Below are 22402 nucleotides of genomic sequence, written 5' to 3'. Positions count from 1 at the left end.
AACGCTTGCCTCCGAGTATCGGATGCCCGACTCCCCGCTCGCTCATGAGCAACGCGCCCCTGCGGACCGTAGCCCTGCCGGGCGTACCCGGTGGCGGCTTCGGTGACGGTGACGATCAGGTCGGCGCGCGGGGCGAGTTGGAGGGCGGCTGCCGGTTGCCGCGGCGTAGCGCTCGGGGTGAGCGACCCGTCGGCCGACGGGACACCGAGGCGGACCGCCTCGTCGCAACCCGGCAAGGCCAGCCTCGTCCCGCGCGACGGCTGCTCCGGCATGAGGCGCTCACTTACGACAGCCGACGGTGAGGGTTCGCGGCCACCTGGGGCCTGCGCGCCTCCCTTTCGCCGCCCTCACACCCCTGCCCGCCAGCAGCACTCTCCACATTTTCAGGAACCCCCAGCCGCCGATGCCGCACTACGCGCATCGAACGACCATGGACACCGCGCCCTGCTCATTACCCGGCAAGTCCCCACCGGTCCCAGGCGGCAACCCACGCCGCGGGGAGGTCAGTTGCCTCGACGGCGGAGGCGCCATGGCGCTATCGGCGGGCGTGGCCTGGGGCGCGCGTGTGGCGTACTCGTTCACCAGGCGGGGCGGATCGGCCCTTGTGGTGCGAGTCGGGTCAGGTCGGCGACGAGCTCTTGGAAGCGTGCCTCGCCCAGTTCCTCTCGCCATGGTGCGACGGCTTCCCTGGCTGCCTGATCGGCGGCGCGGGTGGCGGCCCAGCCCTCGTCGGTCAGCTCCAGGAGCCTGGCGCGGGCATCGCGCGGGTGCGGTCGGCGCACCACGTACCCCTTGCGGACCAGTTCCTCCACGAGTTGGGCGGCGGCCTGCTTGGTCACGCCCAGGTGCTCGGCCAGGTCGGCCGTGGTGGCGCCGCCGAAGGAGATGCGGGCGAAGGCGAAGCCGTGCGCGGGCCGCAGGTCCTCGAAACCCTGCCGGGACACCTGAGCGTGGATCTCCTGCACCAAACGTCCGGAGAGCGCGAGCACGAGCGCGGAGAAGGTCAGGGCGTCATCCATGGCTTGACTATAACTGGTCAAGCTGCTTGTCTACATGGACAAGCAACTTGTCTACATGGAGGCTGGCATGCCCTTCATCCGCAGTAACGAGGCCGTCGTCCACGACATCCACGGCGCCCGCTTCACCTCCTACGTCATTCCGGCCACAGGCAGCCGGGACCTCGCAGCCTGGCGCGCCGAGATCCCGGCAGGAACCGTGACCCCCGCACACGTGATCAGCCACGAGGAAGCGTTCTACATCCTGTCCGGCCGACTCCAGCTCACCATCAACGGCGAAACCGCCGAACTCAACGACGGCGACGCGGCAGTGGCTCCAGCAGGCTCCGCCCTGGCAGTGGCCAACACCACCGACAAGCCGGCACAGATGTGGGTGACCACACGCGCCGGCCTCAGCGCCACGATGGCCGACGGCAGCACCCTCACCCCGCCCTGGGCCAACTAGGGCGGAGGCCGGAGAGCTTTTCGGTACGTGACGAAGCGCGCGTCGAGGCGCCGGCAGCCGATCCACAGGCCCCGTTCGGAGCGCCGGGCCGCCGGGTTGTGACGCTCACCATGCGCGCCGACCCGCTCGCCCGCACCGCCTCTGGGCGCCGAATTCCACCCCGCCGCAGATCGCCAATCTGCCGGACGACGCCACGGTCCAGGAATGGGAGCACGAGGAGGTGCCCCAGGACCTGGCGCCGCCCGGCTGCGTACGGCGCTGCGGCAGGCGCACGAGGTCGCGGCCGACGGCCGGATCAACCGGCAGCCGGCCGACCGCACCCGCGAGCACCTCCTGAACACGATCAAGGACCAGGACGTGGCCGGCGCCACCTCGCTCACCCTGGCGCGGGTCGGCGAGCACATCACCGTGCACACCGAGCGGGCACCCTGGCGCGGAGCACGATGCCGAAGGGCCGGACCGTGCCCCGCGCCAACAGCCCGCGACTGCGCCCGGACGTCACCGGCCCTGAACACCTCGCGATCCAGGACGCCCTGGACACCCTCGTCGAGATCCTGGGCGAGCACCCGCACACCGAGGACGAGCCCGACGAGATCCCGCCGTTCGACCTCTGCGGCGCCCCGTACGACGGAACCCCGGCCGTCCGCGCACGCTGCCGTCCGGACACGGGCACCACGTCCACCGGGCCGCGCACGGCGCGCAGTTGCCCGTGACTCCCCGCACGAGACGATTGACGGTCGCAGCCGGGCCAGACCACCCGCAGGAACGTTCTGAACTGCGGTTCGGCACGATGGCCCCGAGCAAGGGCTGGCACCCGGGGACGTTCGGGTGTGTGGGCCGGCGTCCGCGGCCCGTCCCCGACAGGACGGGAACCGTGGGCACCCGACCCTTGTCGGGTAAGGCTGCCGGGGCTCACGACGCCGTTGCCCGCACCAAGTTCAGCGGGATCCGACGGACCGGGAAGTGCACGCCCGCCAGCTCCTCGGACACCGCCCACAGTTACTGCGCCACCTCCTCACGCAGGCGCACGGAGGGACACCGGCCGGCCGCACGCCGGGCCGGGTTTCCAGCAGCCTGCGCGGACCGAGCGAGGCCACGCCGCGGCGCCGTCGGAACCACGGCCCGGCTACACAGGGACTTCGTCATCCGAGGTGCCCTGCCTGCAAGGCCCACTCGGTATGGCCTGGACAACAACGCCAAACTTAGAGCGGGCGAACCGGCTGGCCCGACTGCTGCTGTCCCGCGGGGCGGGCCCCGAGGAACGCGTCGGGGTGATGACGGAGCGTTCCGCCGATCTGGTTGCCGCGTTGCTCGCGGTGGTCAAGACGGGGGCCGCGTACGTGCCGATCGACCCGGCCCACCCGGCCGCATCGCCTACATGCTCAACGACGCGAATTCCGCCCTCGTCCTCACCGCCGGCGCGACAGTCGCTGTACTGCCGGAAGGCGTCCCGTGGTTGGCCGCTGATGGCGCGGTGCGCGACAGGCACCTGGGTCGAGCAGTGAGGTGAAGGAAGCCGTAGGGCAGAGGAGTTGGCGACGTCCACCCGCCCGGACGGCTCTCTTTCGCGTCCAGGCCGTCTCCTCCCCAGGCCGACTCGGCGGGCGATGGGCCGCGCGGCCTTCCCCGGCCCGGAAGCCGGAACGGTGCCGCGCCTGATCGGGTGGATAACCACATGCCCTACGGAACGGGGAACGCGGAAGACGCTTCCAGGGTGTTGCGGCTCTCGCGGGCGAAGGGTTCTACGAGCAGCTCAACTCGGCAGCAGCACCTGGGAAATTCGTGGCCTGCTGCTGTCGCTGCCGGTGGGCACCGCCCCGCCGGTTCCGCGTCACAGGAACACGGAAAGCAGCAGCGTCATGCCCAGTCCCAGCAGGCTGACCAGTGTCTGTGTGGTGGTGTGGATCTTCGTCGCCTGCCCCATGGACATCCCGAACGACTCTTTCACCAACCAGAATCCGGCGTGGTTGACGTAGTTGAGGCCGATCGATCCGGCGCCGATGGCCAACACGACCAGTGAGGTGTGCCAGGTTCCGGCCGCGGTCACCAGTGGGGCGACGATGCCGGTCGAGGAGACGATCCCCACGGTGGCCGATCCGGTGGACGCGGACAGCAGCAGCGCCAGCAGCCAGGCCAGCACTATGACGTTCACCTGCGCGCCGCCGGCGGCCGAGGCGATGGCGTGGCTGATGCCGGAGTCCTCAAGCACCTGGTTGAAGGAACCGCCCGCGCCGATGATGAGCAGGATGCCGACCACCGCTTTGACGCTCTCCGTGATGGACCATCGGACGGTCTCCCCCGGTCTGCCGCGCAGCAGCGCGAGCGCGAGCAGCGCGACCAGGAAGCCGATCAGCATCGCGATCGTGGGCTCGCCCACCAGCAGTGCCATGTGCAGCAGTTGGCTTCCCTCGGGCAGCGCGATCTCCGCGATGGTGCGGACCAGCATCAGCGCCACCGGGATCAGGATGCAGGTGACCGCCCATCCGACCGGCACCGGTCGGCGCTCCGCTCCGGGACCGTCGCCGGACGGCGCTCCCCCGCCGGTCGGCGTCGGCCTGCCGTTCTCGGCGCGCTGCCGCACGAACTGCTCGACCATGGCGGGCTCGGGACGCACGTCGATGCGCGGGGCCATCCAGGTGGCGAACACGGGTCCGGCGAGGATGACCGTCGGCACTGCGCACACCAGGCCGAGCACGATCGTCTTGCCCAGGTCGGCGTGCAGCCCGGCGACCGCGGTCAGCGGTCCGGGGTGCGGCGGGACCATGCCGTGCAAGGTGGCCAGGGCGGCGATGGTGGGGATCACCAGCATCGTGTAGGGCGAATGGCGCGTGTGGCCGAGTTGCCGCATCCGCTCCGCGACGCTGAACACCAGCGGCAGCAGCAGGATGAGCCCTACCTCGAAGAACATCGGGATGCCGATGACGAACGCCGCGGCGGTCATCAGCCACGGCAGCGTGCGCGGTGTCGAACGGCGGACCACCGCGCCGGCGATCACGTCCGTGGCACTGGAGTCGGCCAGCAGACGGCCCAGCATCGCACCCAGCGCGAGCGTGATGCCGACGTTGCCGAGAATGCCGCCGGCACCTGTCTCGACGGACTTGGCGATCGTGGCGACAGGTTCGCCCGCGACCAGCCCGGCGCCGATGGCCACCACGAGCAGCGCGATGAACGGATGCAGCCGCAGCCGCGAGTTGATCAGCACCACGAGCAGGGCGACCGAACCGACGAGGACGGCTATCAGCCCCGGTGTCGACGTTGCCACCGCAGGACCTCCTGAACTCAGGGCCCGGAACCGGTTCCGGAACGTTCCGGAAGTGTGGCGGACACGAGGGTGGAGGTCAAGGTGTGGGGCAGGCCGCGGAGGCCAAGGCATGGAGGCCGGGGTCAAGCGTGCGCTGACTCGCGTGACTCGTCCTCGTGGCGGCCGGACGAGGCCGCGACCAGCAGGCGTGTCGGCAGTTCGTGCACCTCGGGCGGCTCCGATGCGCCCTCGATCGCACGCGCCAGCAACTGGACAGCCCGCGCGCCGAGCCCGGCAGCCGGCCGCGGAATCACGGTCAGCGGCGGATCGGCCAGCCCGGCGACCCGCTCATCGCCGAAGCACACCACCGCCACGTCCTCCGGCACCCGCCACCCCGCCCGGCGCAGCGAGCCGAGCGAGGCCACGGTGATCCGGTCGGTGCAGCCGAAGATCCCGTCGAAGCGCAGGCCACGGCCGATCGCCGCGTCCACCGCCTCGCGCGGATCGGCGCCGACGGGCAGGATCCGGTCGGCCGAGAGTTCACGTCCGGCTTCGGCGAAGGCGGACTGGCAGCCGGCCGCCCGCGCCCGCGCGCCGCCGGCACCGTCCTCCGGTACCAGCACCACGACCGAGTTACGTCCCTGCCGCATCAGGTGGCGGCCGGCCTGGTGGCCGGCGTTCCAGTTGGCGGTGCGGACGATCGTCGCGTCCGGATCGATCAGGTCCTCATCCACCACGACGGCCGGCCTGGGCCTCTCCTCGCCCCACGAAACCCGCCCCGGGCCGACCAACACCAGGCCGTCGACGGGCAGTTCGGCCGCATCCTGCGACGGCAGCGAGCCGTCCGCCTCGATCGGCCGGACGAGCACGTGGTAGCCCCGGCGCTCCGCTTCGGCCATCGCGCCGGACAGCACCTCGGCCCAGCCCGGTTCGCCCGCCGGCACGGCCAGCACGATCAGCCGGAAGCGGCCCGTGCGCAACGCCTGCGCCACCCGGCTCGGCCGGTACCCCATCTCGCCGGCGATCTCCTGGATCCGGGCCCGGGTCGCCGCGCCGACCTCCCGGTTGTCCGCGGACAGCGCGCGCGAGGCGGTGGCCTTCGCGACACCCGCGGCGCGGGCCACGTCGGCAAGCGTCACTCGCCTCATCGGCGCATCCTCCACGACGTTCCGAAACCGATTCCGGTACGCCACGCTACCCCACGGGCGCGACTCTAACGGGGCGTCGCCGAAGCCGTCGCCGACTCCGGTCCCGGCTGCGGAGCAGTCGACGCGTACGCCACGTCACTCCCTCTCGGCCCCCGAGCAGCATCGACAGCACCCGCGGCAATCGGAAGGGCGCCGCACAGGATCACGCCCCGATCCCGGCTACGACAGGCAGCTGCCGCAGCGTCGGTCGGCGCGGAGCGCGGTATTCCCCTCGGTGGCCTGCGCGGGACGTGTCGGGCAGATCTCCTCCCACAGGCCCGCCGGTGGCTGCGGAATCCAGCCCCACCCGGCCTCTCGGTGGCTCTGTTCCGGGTGGTGGTTGCACTCCTGCGGAAGGTGGGCCACGCCGTGTGGAGAGATCAGGATTCTGTCGGGAGGAACGACAAGCTGTCGCCCGGTCCGGGCAGAAGCCGCTGTGGCACCGGTACGCGGAACCGATCCGTCTGTTGGGCAGCCGCAGCCTTCCCCGATGAACAGGTCGCAGCGGTCACATCTCTTGGCAGTCATGCACATCATCGTTGCAGCTGCCTCTGACAATCACGTGCGCCGGCCGGGAATTCGTGCCATCACTGTCGGCAACTTCGCGGCCCCATCTGCCGCCGATACGACGGGAGTTGCTTCAGGGGTGCACGTAGCACTCGGCCGCTATCCATTCCCGTACGGTCTTCGCCGGCAGGTGGGAGTCGTGGGCTATGACGAGCGGAGGGACGCCTGCGTGGGAGGCGGCGAGCGCGGCCTGGCGCAGGGTGTCGACCCGGGCGGCGAGGCCGGCGCGCAGGGCGTCGGCGGAGGCTGCGGTGAGGGCGGGGGTTTCGTCGGCGAGGCGGCGGGCGGCGAGCCGTACGGCGCGTCGCTCCGGGCGCAGGTCTTGGTCGTTCATGCCACGGCCTCCCGTTCGGCTTCCAAAGGTGTGGCGTCCAGGTGCCAGTGCAGGTCACGGATGCCGGGTTCGAGGGACAGGCGGGCGATGGGCTGCTCCAGGGCCAGGGCGGGGTTGCCGGTGACGGCGACGACGGTCTGCAGGCCGGTCGTGTCGTCGATCTCGCGCCGCACCCGCAGGCCGGTGGGGGTGAGGCCGCTGCCGGTGAGGGCCTGGAGCAGCAGGGCGCGGATGTGGGTCTCTTCGCTGCGGTCGCACACCAGGTGGACGGTGGCGCGGATGCCTTCGTTGTCGGGGTCGCGCTGGGGCACCCGGTCGATCAGCCGCCCGGCGGGGCGCAGCAGCAGGTGGACGGCGACCACCGCGCAGGTGCCGATGACGGCCAGGTCCAGGCGGCCGGAGGCGGACAGTACGCCGGCGGCGGCCGAACACCACAGCGTGGCGGCGGTGTTGAGGCCGCGTACGGAGGCGCCGTCGCGCAGGATGACGCCGCCGCCGAGGAATCCGATGCCGGAGACCACGTAGGAGGCGACACGGGTGGGGCTGCTGTCGTCGCCGACCGCGACGCTGTAGAGGACGAAGAGGGTGGCGCCTGCGGCGACGAGCGCGTTGGTGCGCAGCCCTGCCATCCGGGCGCGCCATTGCCGCTCGACGCCGATCAGTGCGCCGCATCCGATGCCCACGGCGAGCCGGAGCGCGAAGTCGAAGGTCGTCAGGTCGGTCATGGAGACCTCCTCCCGCCCCGCTTCGGCAGGGCGCGAGCCAGGGAGCGCGGCGCAAGAAGGTGGTGGCTACCGCGGTCCGGGAGGGTGCGTGGACAGAGGGATGCAGGGCCGGCGGCGGCCCGGCCTACTGTGACTGCGATCCATCTTTCCCGCCTCCTCTCCGGCTCCCCTGAGTTCTCCCTTGAAGTCTAACGCCGTACTTGCGCATAGGCGCAACTAGTTGATGGAGGACCGAGGGCGATATTTGCGTATCGACGCAATAAACGGCAGACTTTCCTGCGGCAGGCCACCCGTCACGCCGTGCGAGCCGGGCCGCTGCCGTACCGAACGCGCCGCATCACTGGAGGAGGCAGCCATGGGCGAAGACCCTCCCAGTCCGCGCTGCCTCACCGGCAGTCTCCGACCTCTCCGACCCGCCCCGGCCGGTTGACCGAGCCGTTCCGTGGGCGCCGCCGTGCGGACCTCGAAGTCCGGCCTGCGGCGGTCATCCCTTTTCCTGCCTGTTCTCTCCACGCCGGGCCGGCGTGGCCCGGCGTGCGCGCTCGCGTCCCGGTGCCCGCTGCGTCCAGAGTGTGGCCGGAGGTTCTTGTGATGTCGTTCCGTACAACGAGTCCCGCCGCATCGCGGGCCTCGCTCCCCTCCCGGTTCGCCGGTCGCCTGTCCCGTATGACCTGGGTGGACGTGGTGGTCGCCGCGGCCGTGCTGGTGATGTTCTATCTCGTCCTGAGGGTCGGCCAGGGCACGACCGTCCGCTTCTCCCCCGGCCAGTCGGTCACGGTGGACACCAGCCCCGGCCGGCTGCCGTACGACGCGGCGCGCTCGCTGCTGCGGATGTTCGTCGCGCTCGCCCTCTCCACCGTCTTCACCTTCGCCTACGCCTACGCCGCCGCCAAGAGCCGCCGCCTGGAGCGGATCTTGATCCCGGCGCTGGACATCCTGCAGTCGGTGCCGGTACTCGGCTTCCTGACCGTCGCGGTGACCGGATTCATCGCCCTGTTCCCCGGCTCGATGCTGGGCCTGGAGTGCGCGTCGATCTTCGCGATCTTCACCTCGCAGGCGTGGAACATGACCTTCGGTTTCTACTACTCACTCACCTCCCTGCCACGCGAACTCGACGAGCTGTCACGGTCGTTCAGGTTCACCAGGTGGATGCGGTTCTGGAAGGTCGAGCTGCCGTCCGGGATGATCGGGCTGGTCTGGAACGGCATGATGAGCTTCGGCGGCGGCTGGTTCTTCCTCGTCGCGTCCGAGGCCATCAGCGTCAACAACAAGGACTACGCGCTGCCCGGCGTCGGCTCCTACGCCGGTGCCGCCATCGCCGACGGCGACCTCGCCAAGGTCGGCTGGGCCATCCTCACCATGGCCGTGATGGTCATCGGCGTGAACTTCTTCTTCTGGCGGCCGCTGACCGCCTGGGCCGAGAAGTTCAAGAACGAGCAGTCCGAGGCCAGCGAGGTCCAGCGCTCCGTCGTCCTCGGCTTCCTGCGCCGCTCCAACTGGCCGCATCTGCTGGGCAGTCTGCTGCGTCCCGTCGGCCGCGCGCTGAGCACTGCCGGCCGGATCTTCGGCACCGACGACCGGCCGCTGGCCGTCGACCCGGGCCGCAAGCGCACCGGCGACATCGCCTTCGCGGTCGTCGCGGGCGGACTGATCCTGTGGGGCCTGATCGACCTCGGCCACTACCTCCTCGACCGGACGGGCCTGGGCGTCTTCGGTGAGCCGCTGCTGCTGGGGCTTGCCACCCTCGCCCGCGTCGTCGTCCTCGTCGTCGTCGCGACGGTCATCTGGGTGCCGATCGGCGTGAAGATCGGCTTCTCACCGCGGCTGACGCGGATCGCCCAGCCGGTCGTCCAGGTCCTGGCCAGTTTCCCCGCCAACTTCCTCTTCCCGCTGGCCGTCTGGTTCTTCCTGAAGACCGGCCTGTCCATCAACGTCGGCGGCATCCTGCTGATGGCGCTCGGCGCCCAGTGGTACATCCTCTTCAACACCATCGCCGGAGCCATGTCCATCCCCAGCGACCTGCGCGAGGCCATGGACGATCTGGGCGTACGCGGCCGGCAGCGCTGGAAGCGGCTGATCCTCCCCGGGATCTTCCCCTCCTACGTCACCGGCGGCATCACCGCCTCCGGCGGCGCCTGGAACGCCTCCATCGTCGCCGAGGTCGTCACCTTCGGCGGCACCACCCTGACCGCCACCGGCCTCGGCGCCTACATCGCCAAGGCCACCGCCGCGGGCGACTTCCCCCACCTCCTCGCAGGTGTGGCGGTGATGAGCCTGTACGTCGTCGGCCTCAACCGCCTCGTCTGGCGCCGCCTGTACCGCCTCGCCGACACCCGCTACGCCCTCTGAACTTTCTGAACTTCTCTACGCATCTTCCGGAGCCCGCCATGGTGCTGAACACCCTGCGCAACCTGCGCGCCGCCCTCCCCCAAGCTCTCGGCTTCGCCCGGCCGGGAGAGGCCCCGGTCAGCCTGTCCGCCAAGCCCCCGCGCGCCGCCGACGGCGACGTCCTCCTGGAGACCGTCGGCCTGACCAAGACCTACGCGGGCGCCGACAGCGAACTGCCCGTCCTGGGCGGCATCGACCTGAAGGTCCGCGCCGGCGAAGTCGTCGCCCTGCTCGGCAAGTCCGGCTCCGGCAAATCCACCCTGCTGCGCTGCCTGGCCGGCCTCGTACCGCCCAGCTCCGGCACCGTCTCCTACCGCGACACGCCTCTGACCGGCGCCAACCCCGGCACCGCCATGGTCTTCCAGACCTTCGCCCTGCTGCCCTGGCTCACCGTCCAGCAGAACGTCGAACTCGGCCTGGAGGCCCGCGCCGTACCCGCCGACCAGCGCTCCGATGCCGCTCGGCAGGCCATCGACCTGATCGGACTCGACGGCTTCGAATCCGCCTACCCCAAGGAGCTCTCCGGCGGGATGCGCCAGCGCGTCGGCTTCGCCCGCGCCCTCGTCGTCGAGCCCGACGTCCTGATGATGGACGAGCCCTTCTCCGCCCTCGACGTGCTGACCGCCGAGAACCTGCGCGGCGAGCTGATGGAGCTGTGGGAGTCGGGCCAGTTCCCCACCCGCGCCATCGTCCTGGTCACCCACAACATCGAGGAAGCCGTCCTGATGGCCGACCGGATCGTCGTCCTCGGCTCGCGCCCCTACGGCACCATCCGCGAAACCATCGAGGTCGGCCTCGACCGCCCCCGCGACCGCAACGCGCCCGCCTTCGAAGAGCTCATCGACCGCGTCTACCGGATCATGACCGGCCGCACCAAGGAAACCCGCATCCCCGGCCGCCCCGAAGGCACCGACCTCGACAAGCGCACTCCCGCCAACACCCCGCTGCCCACCGCCAGCGTCGACGGCCTGTCCGGCCTCGCCGAGATGGTCGCCCACCGCGGCGGCCGCTGCGACCTCGCCGACCTCGCCGACGACCTCGGCCTGGAAGTCGACGACGTCCTGCCCCTCGTCGACGCCCTCGACCTGCTCGGCTTCGCCAAGATCAGCGACGACGATCTGGTCCTCACCGACCGCGGCACCACCTTCGCCGGCGCCGACGTCCAGCAGTCCAAGACCATCTTCGCCACGGCCACCATGAACGTCCCGCTCGTCAAACTGATCACCAGCAGCCTGCACCAGAACCCCGACAGCACCCTGCGCGCCGGCTTCTTCCGCGACGTCCTCGCCCACCACTACACCAGCGAACAGGTCACCCAGCAGCTGGAAACCGCCACCGACTGGGGCCGCTACGCCGAGCTCTACTCCTACGACGCCGACCCACAGGAGTACCGCCTCGACAACGGGGCGGGCCAGGCCACCTGATGAGCCAGGGCGCGTCCGACGGCTCGCCGCGACGCCACGGCGAGCCATCGGACACGGCCTAGTGCTCGGTCGCCGGCCGGCGGACTCGCGCCGTCCGGGCCGAGCGCGCGGTCCGCTCCTGCGCGACGACGGCAGTCTCCGGCGACGCCGCGGCAGGTCCACCGCCCTCCCCCTGGGCGGCGTTCGCGACCAGCGTCGCCTCCTCCAGCAGACCGCGCACGCGTTCCCCCGCCCGGTAGTAGATCCGCGTCCCCTCACGACGGGAGTCCACCAGCCCCGCCGTCCGCAGCTTCGCCAGGTGCTGCGAGGTCGCCGCCACATGCGCACCCAGCAACTCCGCCAGCGCACTCACCGGCAGCTCCCGCTGCGTCAGCGCCCACAGCAGCCGGTAGCGCGACGGGTCGGCCACCGCCTTGAGCACCGCGACCGCACGGTCGGCACCGGCCGAATCCCATGACATAACTTGCACACCCATGCAAATATGTTAACCGGCCATACGCGAATCCCGCCGAGCCCGCCGAAGGAGACGTCCACAAGGACCAGGCCACCGGCCTGCCACATAGCCGTCGACCGCCGAAGGCGTCCCACCGCGAGGATGATCCACGACCTCCGGACAGCAACGTGCCACGCCTACCGCACACAGCGAACCTCCGCCGGCCAACCTGCACCCGCCGGCCGTCGAGGGCGCCCCGCACGCCATCGCCGGCCACTACCTCCCGGTCGCCGCTCTGCCGGTACCCCTCACCGCGCAGACTCCCGCGTCGGAGCCGGCTCCCCTTGCATGGCGAATGCCCGTTCCCTGGGGCCCGACCGGCGCGCGGGCACAACGCGCCCCGCCCGCCATGACCGGCAAGAACCCGACGGTCACGCTGGACAACGGCGCGCGGGTGCCCGTGGACTCGACGTCTTCCGGAGCACCCCGGACGAGGCCGCAGGCGCGGTCGAGACCACACGCAGATTGCGCCCCGGGACGTCGAGGTGCGAGGCGTGGAGGCGTCGCGCGGTCATGTTCGGGTGAGGGCAGGGGTGGCGTCGGCGTGCTGGGGCTGTTCCGCTTCCGGGGCGGGCTCGGGGGTTCCGGTGTGCAGGACGCGGTTGACGCGTGCGGTGTCCAGGACGCGTTCCCAGCGGGCGACGACGAGGGTGGCGACGCTGTTGCCCGCGAGGTTGGTCAGGGCGCGGCATTCGGACATGAACTTGTCGATGCCGAAGATGAGCATGATGCCTGCGGCGGGGACGGTGCCGACGGTGGAGAGGGTGGCGGCCAGGGCGATGAAGCCGGCGCCGGTGACGCCTCCGGAGCCCTTGGAGGTGAGGATCATGACGGCGAGCAGGCCGAGTTGCCGGCCGATGGGGAGGGGGGTATCGGTGGCCTGGGCGATGTAGACGGCGGCCAGGGAGAGGTAGATGGCGCTGCCGTCGAGGTTGAAGGAGTATCCGGTCGGCACGGTCAGGCCGACGATGTCGCGTCGTACGCCCAGTCCTTCGAGTTTGGTCATGACGCGGGGCAGGACGCTCTCGGAGGACGAGGTGCCGAGGACGATGAGGAATTCCTCGCGCAGGTAGCGCAGCAGCCGGAAGACGTTGATTCTCAGCAGGGCGAGGACACCGCCGAGGATGACGACGACGAAGAACAGGGACGTGCCGTAGAAGAGGCCGATGAGTCGGCCGAGGCTGGTGAGGGTCGAGATGCCGTATGTGCCGATGGTGTAGGCCATGGCGCCGAAGGCACCGACCGGGGCGGCGAGCATGACGTAGTGAAGGATCTTGAAGACGACCGTGCTCAGCCGGTTGATGCCGTCGACGAGAGGCGCGCCCACAGGCCCCACGGCTTTCAGTGCGACGCCGAACAGGACGGCGAGGAGGATGACTTGGAGGATGTTGCCGTCGGCAAACGCTCCGACCGCGCTGGCGGGCACGATGCCGGTGAGGAAGTGCCACCGGCTCTGGTGCTCGCCGTCCGCGACGTACTGAGCGGCGTCGCCGGACAGGTGGAGGTCGCCGGGGTGGGCGTGGACCCCGGCGCCGGGCTGGAACAGGTTGACCGCGATCAGTCCGACAGCGAGCGCGGCCAGCGTCCCTGCCTGGAAGTAGACGAGGGATTTCAGGCCGACCCTGCCGACGCGGCGCAGACTGTCGACACCGCCGATGCCGGCAACGATCGTCAGGAAGACGATCGGCGTGATCAGCATTTTGACGGCGGAGACGAAGGTGGTGCCGACCGGTTCGAGGGCGACGCCCACGGAGGGCCGGAGCCAGCCGGTCAGGATGCCGGCGACGATCGCGGCCAGGACCCAGCAGTACAGCTGTCTGTACCAGGACTTGGACGGCGGTGCGGCAGGAAGCGTGCTGCGGGTGGCGGACGCGATTGCTGCCATGGCGTTTCTCCTCGTCGAGGAACGTGGATGCAGCCGGGACGCGATGCGGCCTGCCGGGGCGGGGCCGGTGGGGAGACGCGGCTCGGTGGCGGACGGAACGGATACGGGGGGGCCTGCGCGGGACGGCTGTTCTGCGGGGGCGGCCGGGGCAGGTCGTCCGTGCCGCCCCGGCCGCGCGCGGTGTCAGAGCAGTTCGAGGAGCTTCTCGGTGAACTCGGCCGTGGTGGCGGTGCCGCCGAGGTCGGGGGTGCGCAGGTCGGTCTTGGCGAGCACCGTGGCGATGGCGACGGTGACGTCGTTGGCCGCCTCGCCGTGGCCGAGGTGGTCGAGCATCATGGCGGCCGACCAGATCGCCCCGAGCGGGTTGGCGATGCCGCGGCCCGCGATGTCGGGGGCCGAGCCGTGGACCGGCTCGAACATCGAGGGGAATGCGCGCTCCGGGTTGAGGTTGGCGGCCGGTGCGATCCCGATGGAGCCGGCCACGGCGGCGGCCAGATCGCTGAGGATGTCGCCGAAGAGGTTGGAGGCGACCACCACGTCGAAGCGGGCCGGGTCGAGGACGAACTTGGCGGCCAGCGCGTCGATGTGCTCCTGGTCCCAGGTCACCTGCGGGTGGTCCGCGCCGCGCTCGGCGACCAGTTCGTCCCAGAACGGCAGGGTGTGCACGATGCCGTTGGACTTGGTGGCCGAGGTGAGCCTTCCACCGCGCCGCGCGGCCAGCTCGAAGGCGTAGTCGAGGACGCGGGTCACTCCGGCGCGGGTGAACACGGCTTCCTGCACGGCCATTTCCTCCGGGAAGCCCTGGTTCAGCCGGCCGCCGATCTCGCTGTACTCGCCCTCGACGTTCTCGCGGACGACGACGAAGTCGACCTCTCCCGGTGCGGCAGCTCGCAGCGGGCTGTCGACGCCCTCGAAGACGCGGATCGGGCGGAGGTTGACGTACTGGCGAAAGCTCCGCCGGATCGGAATCAGCAGTCCCCACAGGGAGACGTGGTCGGGCACTCCCGGGTAGCCGACCGCGCCGAGCAGGATGGCCTCCTTGTCCCGCAGCCGGTCGAGCCCGTCATCGGGCATCATCGCGCCCTCGCGGACATACCGCTCGCACGACCAGTCGTAGGAGGTGTACGAGAAACCGAAGCCGTGGCGGGCGCCGACGGCGTCGAGAACCTGCCGGGCGGGCGGCAGGACTTCGGCTCCGATGCCGTCGCCGGGGATGAGTGCGATGGGGTGGTGGGTCATGTCCTGATTGCAGCAATCAGGACACGGAGCCGTCCAAGACGCTCTGCCGATCTGCCTTATAAGCCGTGCCTATGAACGCTCCATGGCGGCAAGCGCGCAGTTCAGGAAGGCCCGTGCGGCCGGCGACTGCTCAGCGCGACGGCTGACCAGGGCGATCTGCAGCGTCACTCTCGGCTCGATGTCCAGGACCAGCGCGCCGGCGCGCTCGGCCATCGTGCGCCAGGACTCCGTGACCACAGCGAGCCCGACCCCGGCGAGCACCAGGGGCAGGATCGCCACCCGGTGTTCGGTCTCCGCCGCGATGGTGCAGCCGATCCCCCGCTCGCGCAGCCCGTCCACATACGCACGCATCCCGGTGCCCCGCTGTCCCACGATCAGCCGCTGTCCGGCCAGCTCCTCGCAGGAAACCGCCCGGTCCCCCGGGAACGGTCCGTCGGGCGGAGTGACCAGCACGAAACGCTGCTCACCCACGGCATGCGAGAGCACCTCCTTGTCGGTAACGGGACCGGATGTCGCGAGGAGACCCAGTTCGGCAGCGCCGGTGCGCACCATGTCGATGACATCGCGTGAGGTGAACGTGGCCCGGATGTTCACCGACACGCCGGGATACCGGCCGCTGAAGCCACGGATCATCGTGGTCAGCGGCTCCACCGCCTGAGACGGCATGGCGCCGATGTCCAGTCGTCCTGCACGGAGTTCGTGCACGGCAGCGACGCCGGCGCGGGCCGTCTCCAGGCTGCGCACGGCCGCGCGTGCAGGTTCGATCAACGCCGCACCTGCCTCGGTCAGCACGGCCCGGCGACCGATCCGGTGGAACAGACTGCTGCCCAGATCCCGCTCCAACGCCTGCACAGCCTGGGACAGCGAAGGCTGCGACAGGTAAAGGGCCGCCGCCGCCCGGTTGAATCCACCGTGATCCACAATCGCGAGAAAGTACTCCAGCTGACGAACATCCATGCCCCCATCCTCGCGGCGGCCGCCGACTACCGCGTCGCGGCTCAGGGGTGTGGCAACTACGGCGCTCGGCGCTGTCCTGTCTCAGATGGTCTGGTTCGCGGCAATGCCCCTGAACTGTGTCGACCAGAGGGGCCGGGACACCGGATCAGTGGTCGATTCAGCTGAGGTGGCCCGGCCGATGCGGACGCGCTGGGCCGTCTCGGTCGAAATGGTTCGGCGACGCCGTCATGGCGGGACACGTCCCGGGGGGAGCTGCGAATGCCCCTGGCCCTCTTCGCGGGGGGCCAGGGTCATTGGGTTCACGTGGTCATGGGTGACGATGGCGAAGTTGGTGTCGGGCTTGGTCACGTAGCCGAACACCGTCGCAGGGGCCGTGGGATCGTCGCCGGAAACGGAGATCTCGCCGTCGCTCACGCCGGCCTGGAAGGCGTCCTTCAGGGATCCGCCGGGCATGGCCGCCTTGATCAGCGTCTTGTTGAGGGTGTTCCGGGTGAGGGTGATGACGGCCTGCGGTTTGGGGGCCAGCAGGTCCACGCCCGACAGATGGATCAGGGTGCCGTTGCGCAGCGTGGTGGTGGCTGCCTGTTGTTGCGGCTCGGTCACGTGCCATAGCAGGGCGATCGGCTGGAGCTGATCACGTGCGGCCTTCGGGCCGTCGATGGCCTGCGCGAGGGTGTCGAAGACCTGTTCCAGGCTGAGGCTCTGGACCAGGTCGAGCCCGGCCTGGCTCGGCGTGCCGGTGGGCCCGACGACGATTTCCTTGGCACCGGTGAGGAAGAAGTTGCGCCAGGTGCCGTTCTCGGCGCCGTAGCCGAGCTGGGTCAGGGCCTGGGCCTGCAGCTCCTTGGCCTTGACAAGGGACTCGTCGGGGACGCCGGGTGCAAAGATCGCGTGGTTGACCAGTTCGACCACCCACCGGTAGTCGCCGCCCTCGTAAGCGCCCTGCGCCTTGGCGAGGAGCTGTTCCACGCCGCCGATGGCATCGACGTAGCGCCGCCCCGCTTCGGTGGGCGGGTAGTTCCACAGGTGCGCCGGGTTGCCGTCGAACCAGCCGATGTACCGCTGGTAGACGGCCTTGACGTCGTGGTTGACCGAGCCGTAGTAGCCGCGGTTGTACCAGTGGGCCGCGAGCGATTCGGGCAGTTCGAAGTCCTCGGCCGCCTCGATGCCGGTGGCACCGGTGTTGATGAGGCGCAGGGTCTGGTCGTTGAGGTAGGCGTACACGTCCCGCTGGTTGCTGAGCAGTTCGACGATGTTGTCTTTGCCCCAGGTGGGCCAGTGGTGGGAGGCGAACTCGACATCGGAGTGCCCGGCGAAGGTCTGGATCGCCTCGGTGAGGTACGTCGACCAGGCGTGCGGGTCGCGCACCTGGGCGCCGCGCAAGGTGAGCAGGTTGTGCAGGGTGTGGGTGGAGTTCTCCGCCATGCACAGGGCCCGATGGCCGGGGAGGTAGATGTTCATCTCCGCGGGCGCTTCGGTGCCGGGCGTGAGCTGGAAGACGAGGCGGACGCCGTCCACGACGATGCGCGTGAGGCCGGAGCGCCAGGGGATGACGTCCTCGGCCTGCCACTGCTCGCGCGGGGTGGCGGTCGCCGCGCTGATGATCTGGTTCGGCGGGATGAGCGTGACCTCGCCGGTGGAGACGGTCAGGCCAAGGCCCGAGCCGACCTGCCCCTCCGGGCTCTTGTCCAGCGCCGCCGCGTACATGAAGGCGGCGCGCCGTGCCATCGCAGGGCCGGCGTAGATGTTCTCGCTGACGGCGTGTTCCAGGAAGCCGTCCGGGGCGATGAACGGGATGTCAGGGACATCGTCGCCCTCAAGACCGAACAGGCCGCGCACACCACCGAAGTGGTCGACGTGGCTGTGGGTGTAGAGCACGGCGCTGACCGGACTCTGGTCCCCGGTGGCGTCCCGGTACAGCTGGAGCGCGTAGTGCGCCGTCTCGCGTGAGGCAAGCGGGTCGATGATCACGAGCCCCGACTGCCCCTTGATGATCGTCATGTTCGACAGGTCGTAGCCACGCACCTGGTAGACGTCATCGACGACGTGGAACAGCCCCGCGATGCGGGTGAGCTGTCCCTGGCGCTGCAGGCTGGGGTTGACCGTCGGGAAGCCCTCCTGCAGCGACGAGTCGAGGAAGTCGTAGTCGTCGAAGCTCCACACCACGCGCTCGGGATCGGTGCGCGACGGAATGTACGGCCGGTCCGGCGCCGCCAGCTGGAACCGGGACGCGTCGGCGAAGTCGGCGCTGTCGCTGAACGACAGCGCCGCTCGCGCCGCACCGTTTGCTTCGGCGATCGATGACGACGGCTCGATGAATGCGGGCACGCGAAAACCTCCCTGACCGGACGCGGACCGTCCGCGTCCGAGTACGTTGGGCAAGGCCGAAGGTAGGGAAGGGCATCAAAGGGAATCAAGGCGGTAGAACAAGCCAGACACTGCCCACCATTGCCTCAAAGCGCCGCGCGAGTGGAGCCTGAAGAATCGGATCGCGGCGGCCGGACGGACACCGCCCACCTGCCGGTGACACCACTGGTCGGAGCACACCGGCATACACGTCCCCGGGCCCGTCGTGTCAGACCATTCGCGCCTGGGCGGATCCCGGCGAACTTCACTCGGGACCACTTCACCCGATTCGCCAAGGGCCGCTGCCGGGCCGAGATCGTCGGCCGACTCACCGAGGGCGACTGGGTGGTGGACCACGAGATCGCCCGCGGCATCACGGACGACCCTCTCCGCGTGCTGGTCGCCTACCGGGTCCGCAACGGCCTGATCGACCACGTCGACTTCCTCGGCTGACTGCCGGACCTTCCTGATCAGGCGCCCTCGACCAACGAACCCGCCGGACCGACCGGCGTTTTGGTTGGCCACACAGAAAGAGAGCCCGGGGGCTACGGCGCCGGCACGAACCTGCCGAATCACCTCACCGGCATCCATCTTTGGGTGTGCCGGCACGGCTTGTTCCAGAGGCAGCAGCTCGTGTACCACCGTCCTGATTTCACCGCGGCTCACGGAAGCGAACTTTGCCCTCCGCACGGCACGTTGGTCAGCTTCGGTGACGGTGGCTGCGGAAGGCGGCGAAGGACATCGGCTTCCGCAGGAACGCAGCCGTCAGCATCTTCGTGCCGAAGTCCGCTGGTGGCCGGCCTGCGACGGCGCCGACGGCAACCATGTAGCCGTTCGGGTTGAGCCTTTCGAAGAACGACGGCGGGTCGTCGCCGGCGACGATGTCCATGATGACGTCATAGCTCACGGGAGCGTCCTCTCCGCCGCTGCCGGAGCGGTCCCATACGTGGGGCGCGCCAAGCCGGCGCAGGGCTCGCCGCGTTCGGCCGACAACGTGGTGACCGCCACCGCTGCGGCACCACGGCCGGCCGCGGGCTGGATCGCCGTGATTCCGATGCTGTCGGCCGCGCCGTGTACCAAGACCGCCTGGCCGGGAGCGAATTGGGCAGGTGCGAGCCTGTAGTGGGCTATGGCTGAGGAGCTGCCGAGCGTTACCGCGTCGACGGCTGACAGATTCACGGGAAGGGAAAGGACCGGACTGGGGCCGATGGCCTGTTCGACGTATCCGCCGCCCGTGCCGGTGCATCCCCCGCCTGTCAGCCGGTCCGCTATGCATCAATGCCGTCGCCGACTGCGGTGACGGCGCCCGCCACCCAGTGCCGTATCAGGCAACGTTCGCTACCGGGTCGGTGGTGACCCGGCGGCGTTCCCAGATGGTGCCGTTGTCGGCACGAGCCATGCCCGTGGCAAAGATCGCCGAAGTCACTGGGCGGACCCGGATGCGGATGCGGGTGCGGATCTTCTCGCTGACGGCCTTCTCTCGCGGGAAGCCGTGCTTGGTGAACGTGTCCAGCTACGAGTCGAGTTCCCGGCCGAGGGGCCAGCAGCGCGCGTACCCGACGCAGGTGTCCGCGCCCGGGGTGTCCGGTGCGACCGACGCGGGAGGGGGCGGAGTGCCGAGCCGCCGCTGCCCCGCAGGGCCCTGGCAATGGTCGGCCGCGTCAACTCCGGCCGGCGGAGGCGGAGCCAGGCGCAGCGAAGGTGCTGTCCCCGCCTGAGCGGTCGGGGCCATCCGCGTGGTCAGGCGGGCTGCCGGAGCGCGTCGACCAGTGCGCGCGGGTCGTCGGCGTGGAAGCGGATCGTGCGGGCCTCTCCGCGTGCGCCCAGGGGGCGGGTGAAGGGGAGCGGCCGGTTCAGTTCCAGGGTCACCGAGGTCTGGCTGCCCACGATCAGGTCGAGCACTCCGTCGTCGGAGAGGGTGACCAGACGGCCCTCGGGGTAGCGTCGGTCGACCCGGACCGAGGCGACCGCGTCGGGCGGTACGGCGAGGTCGAAGAGGGCCCCGTACCGGATCCTCAACGAGCCGTCGGGGCGCACGACGTGCGGCCGGGTGACGCAGGCGGCGTGCAGAGCGAGCACGAGCAGGACGCCGTACAGGTCGAGCACCAAGGCCACCCGGTGGATCGTCGGCCAGGGAATGAGGACGGCCAGGCCGACCGTCTCGATCACTGATACGAAGAGCAGCCCGTACAGCATCACCGTCTGGGGTCCGGTGTAGCCGGCGGCGAGGTCCCCGGGGCACACCCCGTGCTTGCTGCGCAGGGCCCACCGCCCCAGGGAGGCGGCCGCGCGCAGCTCGTTGAGCGTCAGGCGGCGGATCGCCCGCGGCACCACCTGCCGGACGGCCGCCCGCCGCGCCGACCGGCGGTCCGCGCCGCGGGCGCGCGCGGCGGCGTACAGCGAGCGCAGTACCCATGCCTCCAGCAGCAGCACCGCGAGCACCAGCGCCTCGGCGCCCGCCAGCGCCCATCCGGACGGCCGGACTCCGGCGACCAGGCAGAGAGCCAGGGCCAGTTCCGCCGGCAGGACGGTGGTCACCGCGATCCGTGCCACCCGTACGCGCCTCGCCCCGCCGCCGCTCATCCTCGGCCCCTCTCCTCGAACGCCTCCATGAGCCGACGTACGACCTCCGCCTGCGCGGGGGCCCACTCGGCGAGCAGCGCCTCCCTGAAACCGGCCACGGCCACCCCGTCGGCGGGGACCGCGGCGAACACCTCGTCGGGGACGGCCGCCACCAGATCCGCGACCAGGGGTGCGATCCGCGGATCGTCGGCGGGGGCCTCGGCGAGCGCGTCGATGCGCTCGTACAGCGTGAGCATCGCGGGATCGGCGGCCAGCGGCCCGAGCACCCCGTAGATCTCCCGCCCGCCGGTGCCGGAGACGTCGAGCAGCGCGAGGTACTCGCGGTCCATCGCCGCGCTCGGCGAATCCGTCTCCGGGGCCCGCGCCAGCAGCGCGGCGAGGGCGGGCGAGACGGGTCCGGTCTCGCCGGGCGGCTCCGCGAGCAGGGCGGCGAGCCGGCGGCGGCGCTCCCGGATGGCGGCTTCCTGACGCGCCAGGTCCGCGTCGAGTCCCTCCAGGACGTCGGCCAGTTCGCGCCCGGCGTCGTCCGCGAGGGCATCGCGCACCTCGTCGAGACTGAGGCCGAGTTCGGTGAGCCGGCGAACCCGGGCGAGCAGGACGGCGTCGCGGACGCTGTAGGCCCGGTATCCGTTGGGCCGCCGCTGCGGCTCCGGGAGCAGCCCGACATGGTGGTAGTGCCGGATCGCCCGGGTGGTGAGCCCGACGAGCGCGGCGATCTCTCCGATACGCATGTCCTCAGTAGAAACCTTGCCGCTGCGTGAAGGTCAAGGACGTCGGTCCGGCCCTGGGCCGCCTGGCCGGACGCAGAACGGCACAGGCGGGTCGGCCGCGCCGGAATCCCCCAATTCCGCCGAGGAAGGGCTGGGCTCCACGAGGCAGGGTGATGGATAGCAGCCACCCGGGGTGGTCCGCAGGGACGGTGTCACAGAAGACGGACCGCCGGGAGCTTCGGCCCTCAGCAAGGGGGAAGCGGTGATGAGTGAGTGCTCACGTACACGGCATCCCGCCCGGCGCGGAGGCCGCACCGTGGATGCCGCTGCTCTACCGGTGGAAGGTCTCCCACGGAAAGATCGGCTGCGGCGGCATCGGCCGGCCCAACTGCACGTTCGACGGCGCGCGTTACCAGTGGGAGCGCGGCAAGGCCATGGCCGCAGGGGAGGCACGCGAGCGCCGCTTCCCCATCCCCCTTCCCCCGTACGCCGCCGTCGGCCTGCTCGCCCGCGACGCCGACGACTACGACGGCACCTTCACCGCCGTGGCCACGCCGACGCCCGGTTGGGCCCGCCCTTGGTTCTCGAACACTCGGCACGGTCACCGGCCCGAGCCGCACGGCCCCTCTCGACCGTGCGGAACGCCGATGCCGTGACCGTGCTCTCGGCGCCCGCACCGAACCGGTTCGGTCCACCGCAACGGGAACCTGACGCCTGCGACGACTCCGGCCTTTCCTGATTTCCTGTCCCCACGGCGGAATCGACCCCGAGCGTTCTCGACATGGTGACGTCGCCGATGGGGACACTCCCCGCGTTCGACATCGCGTGCTCCTGCCGTGCGGGGAAGTGAAGGACGGAGTCC

19 protein-coding genes and 1 pseudogene are annotated in these 22402 nt (G+C 70.5%); 7 read left to right on the top strand and 13 right to left on the bottom strand.

Going from position 1 to position 22402, the window contains the following annotated elements:
- Positions 1-578 precede the first annotated feature (578 nt).
- Positions 579-1019, bottom strand: a complete 441-nt coding sequence (locus tag LIU39_RS22100) for a MarR family winged helix-turn-helix transcriptional regulator (protein WP_227048566.1) — start codon at positions 1017-1019, stop codon at positions 579-581.
- Positions 1020-1086: 67 nt separating this feature from the next.
- Here LIU39_RS22100 and LIU39_RS22095 point away from each other — a divergent pair, with 67 nt between their 5' ends.
- The 3 genes from LIU39_RS22095 (at position 1087) to LIU39_RS22085 (ending at position 2966) form a co-directional block, all read left to right on the top strand.
- Complete coding sequence (locus LIU39_RS22095; protein ID WP_227048592.1) at positions 1087-1461, top strand: cupin domain-containing protein; 375 nt, start codon at positions 1087-1089, stop codon at positions 1459-1461.
- A gap of 443 nt (positions 1462-1904) precedes the next feature.
- Positions 1905-2174 carry a hypothetical protein gene (locus tag LIU39_RS22090; protein WP_227048565.1) on the top strand — a complete coding sequence of 90 codons (270 nt, stop codon included), beginning with the start codon at positions 1905-1907 and terminating at the stop codon, positions 2172-2174.
- Between the two features lie 465 nt (positions 2175-2639).
- Positions 2640-2966, top strand: a complete 327-nt coding sequence (locus LIU39_RS22085) for an AMP-binding protein (RefSeq protein ID WP_227048564.1) — start codon at positions 2640-2642, stop codon at positions 2964-2966.
- Positions 2967-3292: 326 nt separating this feature from the next.
- On the opposite strand, the gene LIU39_RS22080 is transcribed toward LIU39_RS22085, so the two are convergent.
- The 4 genes from LIU39_RS22080 to LIU39_RS22065 form a co-directional block, all read right to left on the bottom strand.
- Positions 3293-4723, bottom strand: a complete 1431-nt coding sequence (locus LIU39_RS22080; RefSeq protein ID WP_227048563.1) for a GntP family permease — start codon at positions 4721-4723, stop codon at positions 3293-3295.
- Between the two features lie 122 nt (positions 4724-4845).
- Positions 4846-5850, bottom strand: coding sequence for a LacI family DNA-binding transcriptional regulator (locus LIU39_RS22075; protein ID WP_227048562.1), 1005 nt, complete (start codon positions 5848-5850; stop codon positions 4846-4848).
- 679 nt (positions 5851-6529) lie between these two features.
- Entirely contained in the window at positions 6530-6790 is a 261-nt protein-coding gene (locus LIU39_RS22070; protein ID WP_227048561.1) for a hypothetical protein, read from the bottom strand.
- Positions 6787-7515 (bottom strand): MgtC/SapB family protein, encoded by a 729-nt coding sequence (locus tag LIU39_RS22065; protein ID WP_227048560.1) that lies wholly within the window; start codon positions 7513-7515, stop codon positions 6787-6789. Before LIU39_RS22065 ends, LIU39_RS22070 begins: the two co-directional genes overlap by 4 nt.
- 666 nt (positions 7516-8181) lie before the next feature.
- On the opposite strand from LIU39_RS22065, the gene LIU39_RS22060 reads away from it, so the two are divergent.
- On the top strand, positions 8182-9864 hold the full coding sequence (locus LIU39_RS22060) for an ABC transporter permease (RefSeq protein ID WP_227048559.1): 1683 nt from the start codon (positions 8182-8184) through the stop codon (positions 9862-9864).
- A 38-nt stretch (positions 9865-9902) separates the two neighbouring features.
- Positions 9903-11327 carry an ABC transporter ATP-binding protein gene (locus LIU39_RS22055; RefSeq protein ID WP_227048558.1) on the top strand — a complete coding sequence of 475 codons (1425 nt, stop codon included), beginning with the start codon at positions 9903-9905 and terminating at the stop codon, positions 11325-11327.
- A gap of 58 nt (positions 11328-11385) precedes the next feature.
- Here LIU39_RS22055 and LIU39_RS22050 read toward each other — a convergent pair whose 3' ends face one another.
- The 6 genes from LIU39_RS22050 to LIU39_RS22025 form a co-directional block, all read right to left on the bottom strand.
- Positions 11386-11802, bottom strand: coding sequence for an ArsR/SmtB family transcription factor (locus LIU39_RS22050; protein WP_227048557.1), 417 nt, complete (start codon positions 11800-11802; stop codon positions 11386-11388).
- A gap of 529 nt (positions 11803-12331) precedes the next feature.
- Positions 12332-13705, bottom strand: a complete 1374-nt coding sequence (gene dctA, locus LIU39_RS22045; RefSeq protein WP_227048556.1) for a C4-dicarboxylate transporter DctA — start codon at positions 13703-13705, stop codon at positions 12332-12334.
- Positions 13706-13888: 183 nt separating this feature from the next.
- Entirely contained in the window at positions 13889-14944 is a 1056-nt protein-coding gene (locus LIU39_RS22040; protein ID WP_227048555.1) for a tartrate dehydrogenase, read from the bottom strand.
- A gap of 69 nt (positions 14945-15013) precedes the next feature.
- Positions 15014-15901 carry a LysR family transcriptional regulator gene (locus tag LIU39_RS22035; protein ID WP_227048554.1) on the bottom strand — a complete coding sequence of 296 codons (888 nt, stop codon included), beginning with the start codon at positions 15899-15901 and terminating at the stop codon, positions 15014-15016.
- 225 nt (positions 15902-16126) lie between these two features.
- Positions 16127-18229: an alkyl/aryl-sulfatase gene (locus LIU39_RS22030; protein WP_227048553.1), complete on the bottom strand. Its 2103-nt coding sequence runs from the start codon at positions 18227-18229 to the stop codon at positions 16127-16129.
- 718 nt (positions 18230-18947) lie between these two features.
- Positions 18948-19154 carry a hypothetical protein gene (locus tag LIU39_RS22025; RefSeq protein ID WP_227048552.1) on the bottom strand — a complete coding sequence of 69 codons (207 nt, stop codon included), beginning with the start codon at positions 19152-19154 and terminating at the stop codon, positions 18948-18950.
- A gap of 433 nt (positions 19155-19587) precedes the next feature.
- Between LIU39_RS22025 and LIU39_RS35775 the strand changes: the two are divergent.
- Positions 19588-19675 (top strand): annotated as a pseudogene (locus LIU39_RS35775) (helix-turn-helix domain-containing protein); the annotation flags it as partial.
- A 312-nt stretch (positions 19676-19987) separates the two neighbouring features.
- Here the strand turns inward: LIU39_RS35775 and LIU39_RS22020 are convergent.
- Together LIU39_RS22020 and LIU39_RS22015 are read right to left on the bottom strand one after the other, a co-directional pair.
- Positions 19988-20830, bottom strand: coding sequence for a hypothetical protein (locus LIU39_RS22020; protein ID WP_227048551.1), 843 nt, complete (start codon positions 20828-20830; stop codon positions 19988-19990).
- Complete coding sequence (locus LIU39_RS22015) at positions 20827-21561, bottom strand: MerR family transcriptional regulator (protein ID WP_227048550.1); 735 nt, start codon at positions 21559-21561, stop codon at positions 20827-20829. Before LIU39_RS22015 ends, LIU39_RS22020 begins: the two co-directional genes overlap by 4 nt.
- 248 nt (positions 21562-21809) lie before the next feature.
- On the opposite strand from LIU39_RS22015, the gene LIU39_RS22010 reads away from it, so the two are divergent.
- Positions 21810-22196 carry a hypothetical protein gene (locus LIU39_RS22010; RefSeq protein ID WP_227048549.1) on the top strand — a complete coding sequence of 129 codons (387 nt, stop codon included), beginning with the start codon at positions 21810-21812 and terminating at the stop codon, positions 22194-22196.
- The last annotated feature ends 206 nt before the right edge of the window (positions 22197-22402 follow it).

Origin of the sequence: Streptomyces pinistramenti, assembly GCF_020564935.1 — a bacterium.
Taxonomy (GTDB): Bacteria; Actinomycetota; Actinomycetes; order Streptomycetales; family Streptomycetaceae; genus Streptomyces; species Streptomyces pinistramenti.
The sequence above is the reverse complement of the archived record's forward strand: the minus strand, read 5'-3'. Positions and strand labels throughout refer to the sequence as shown.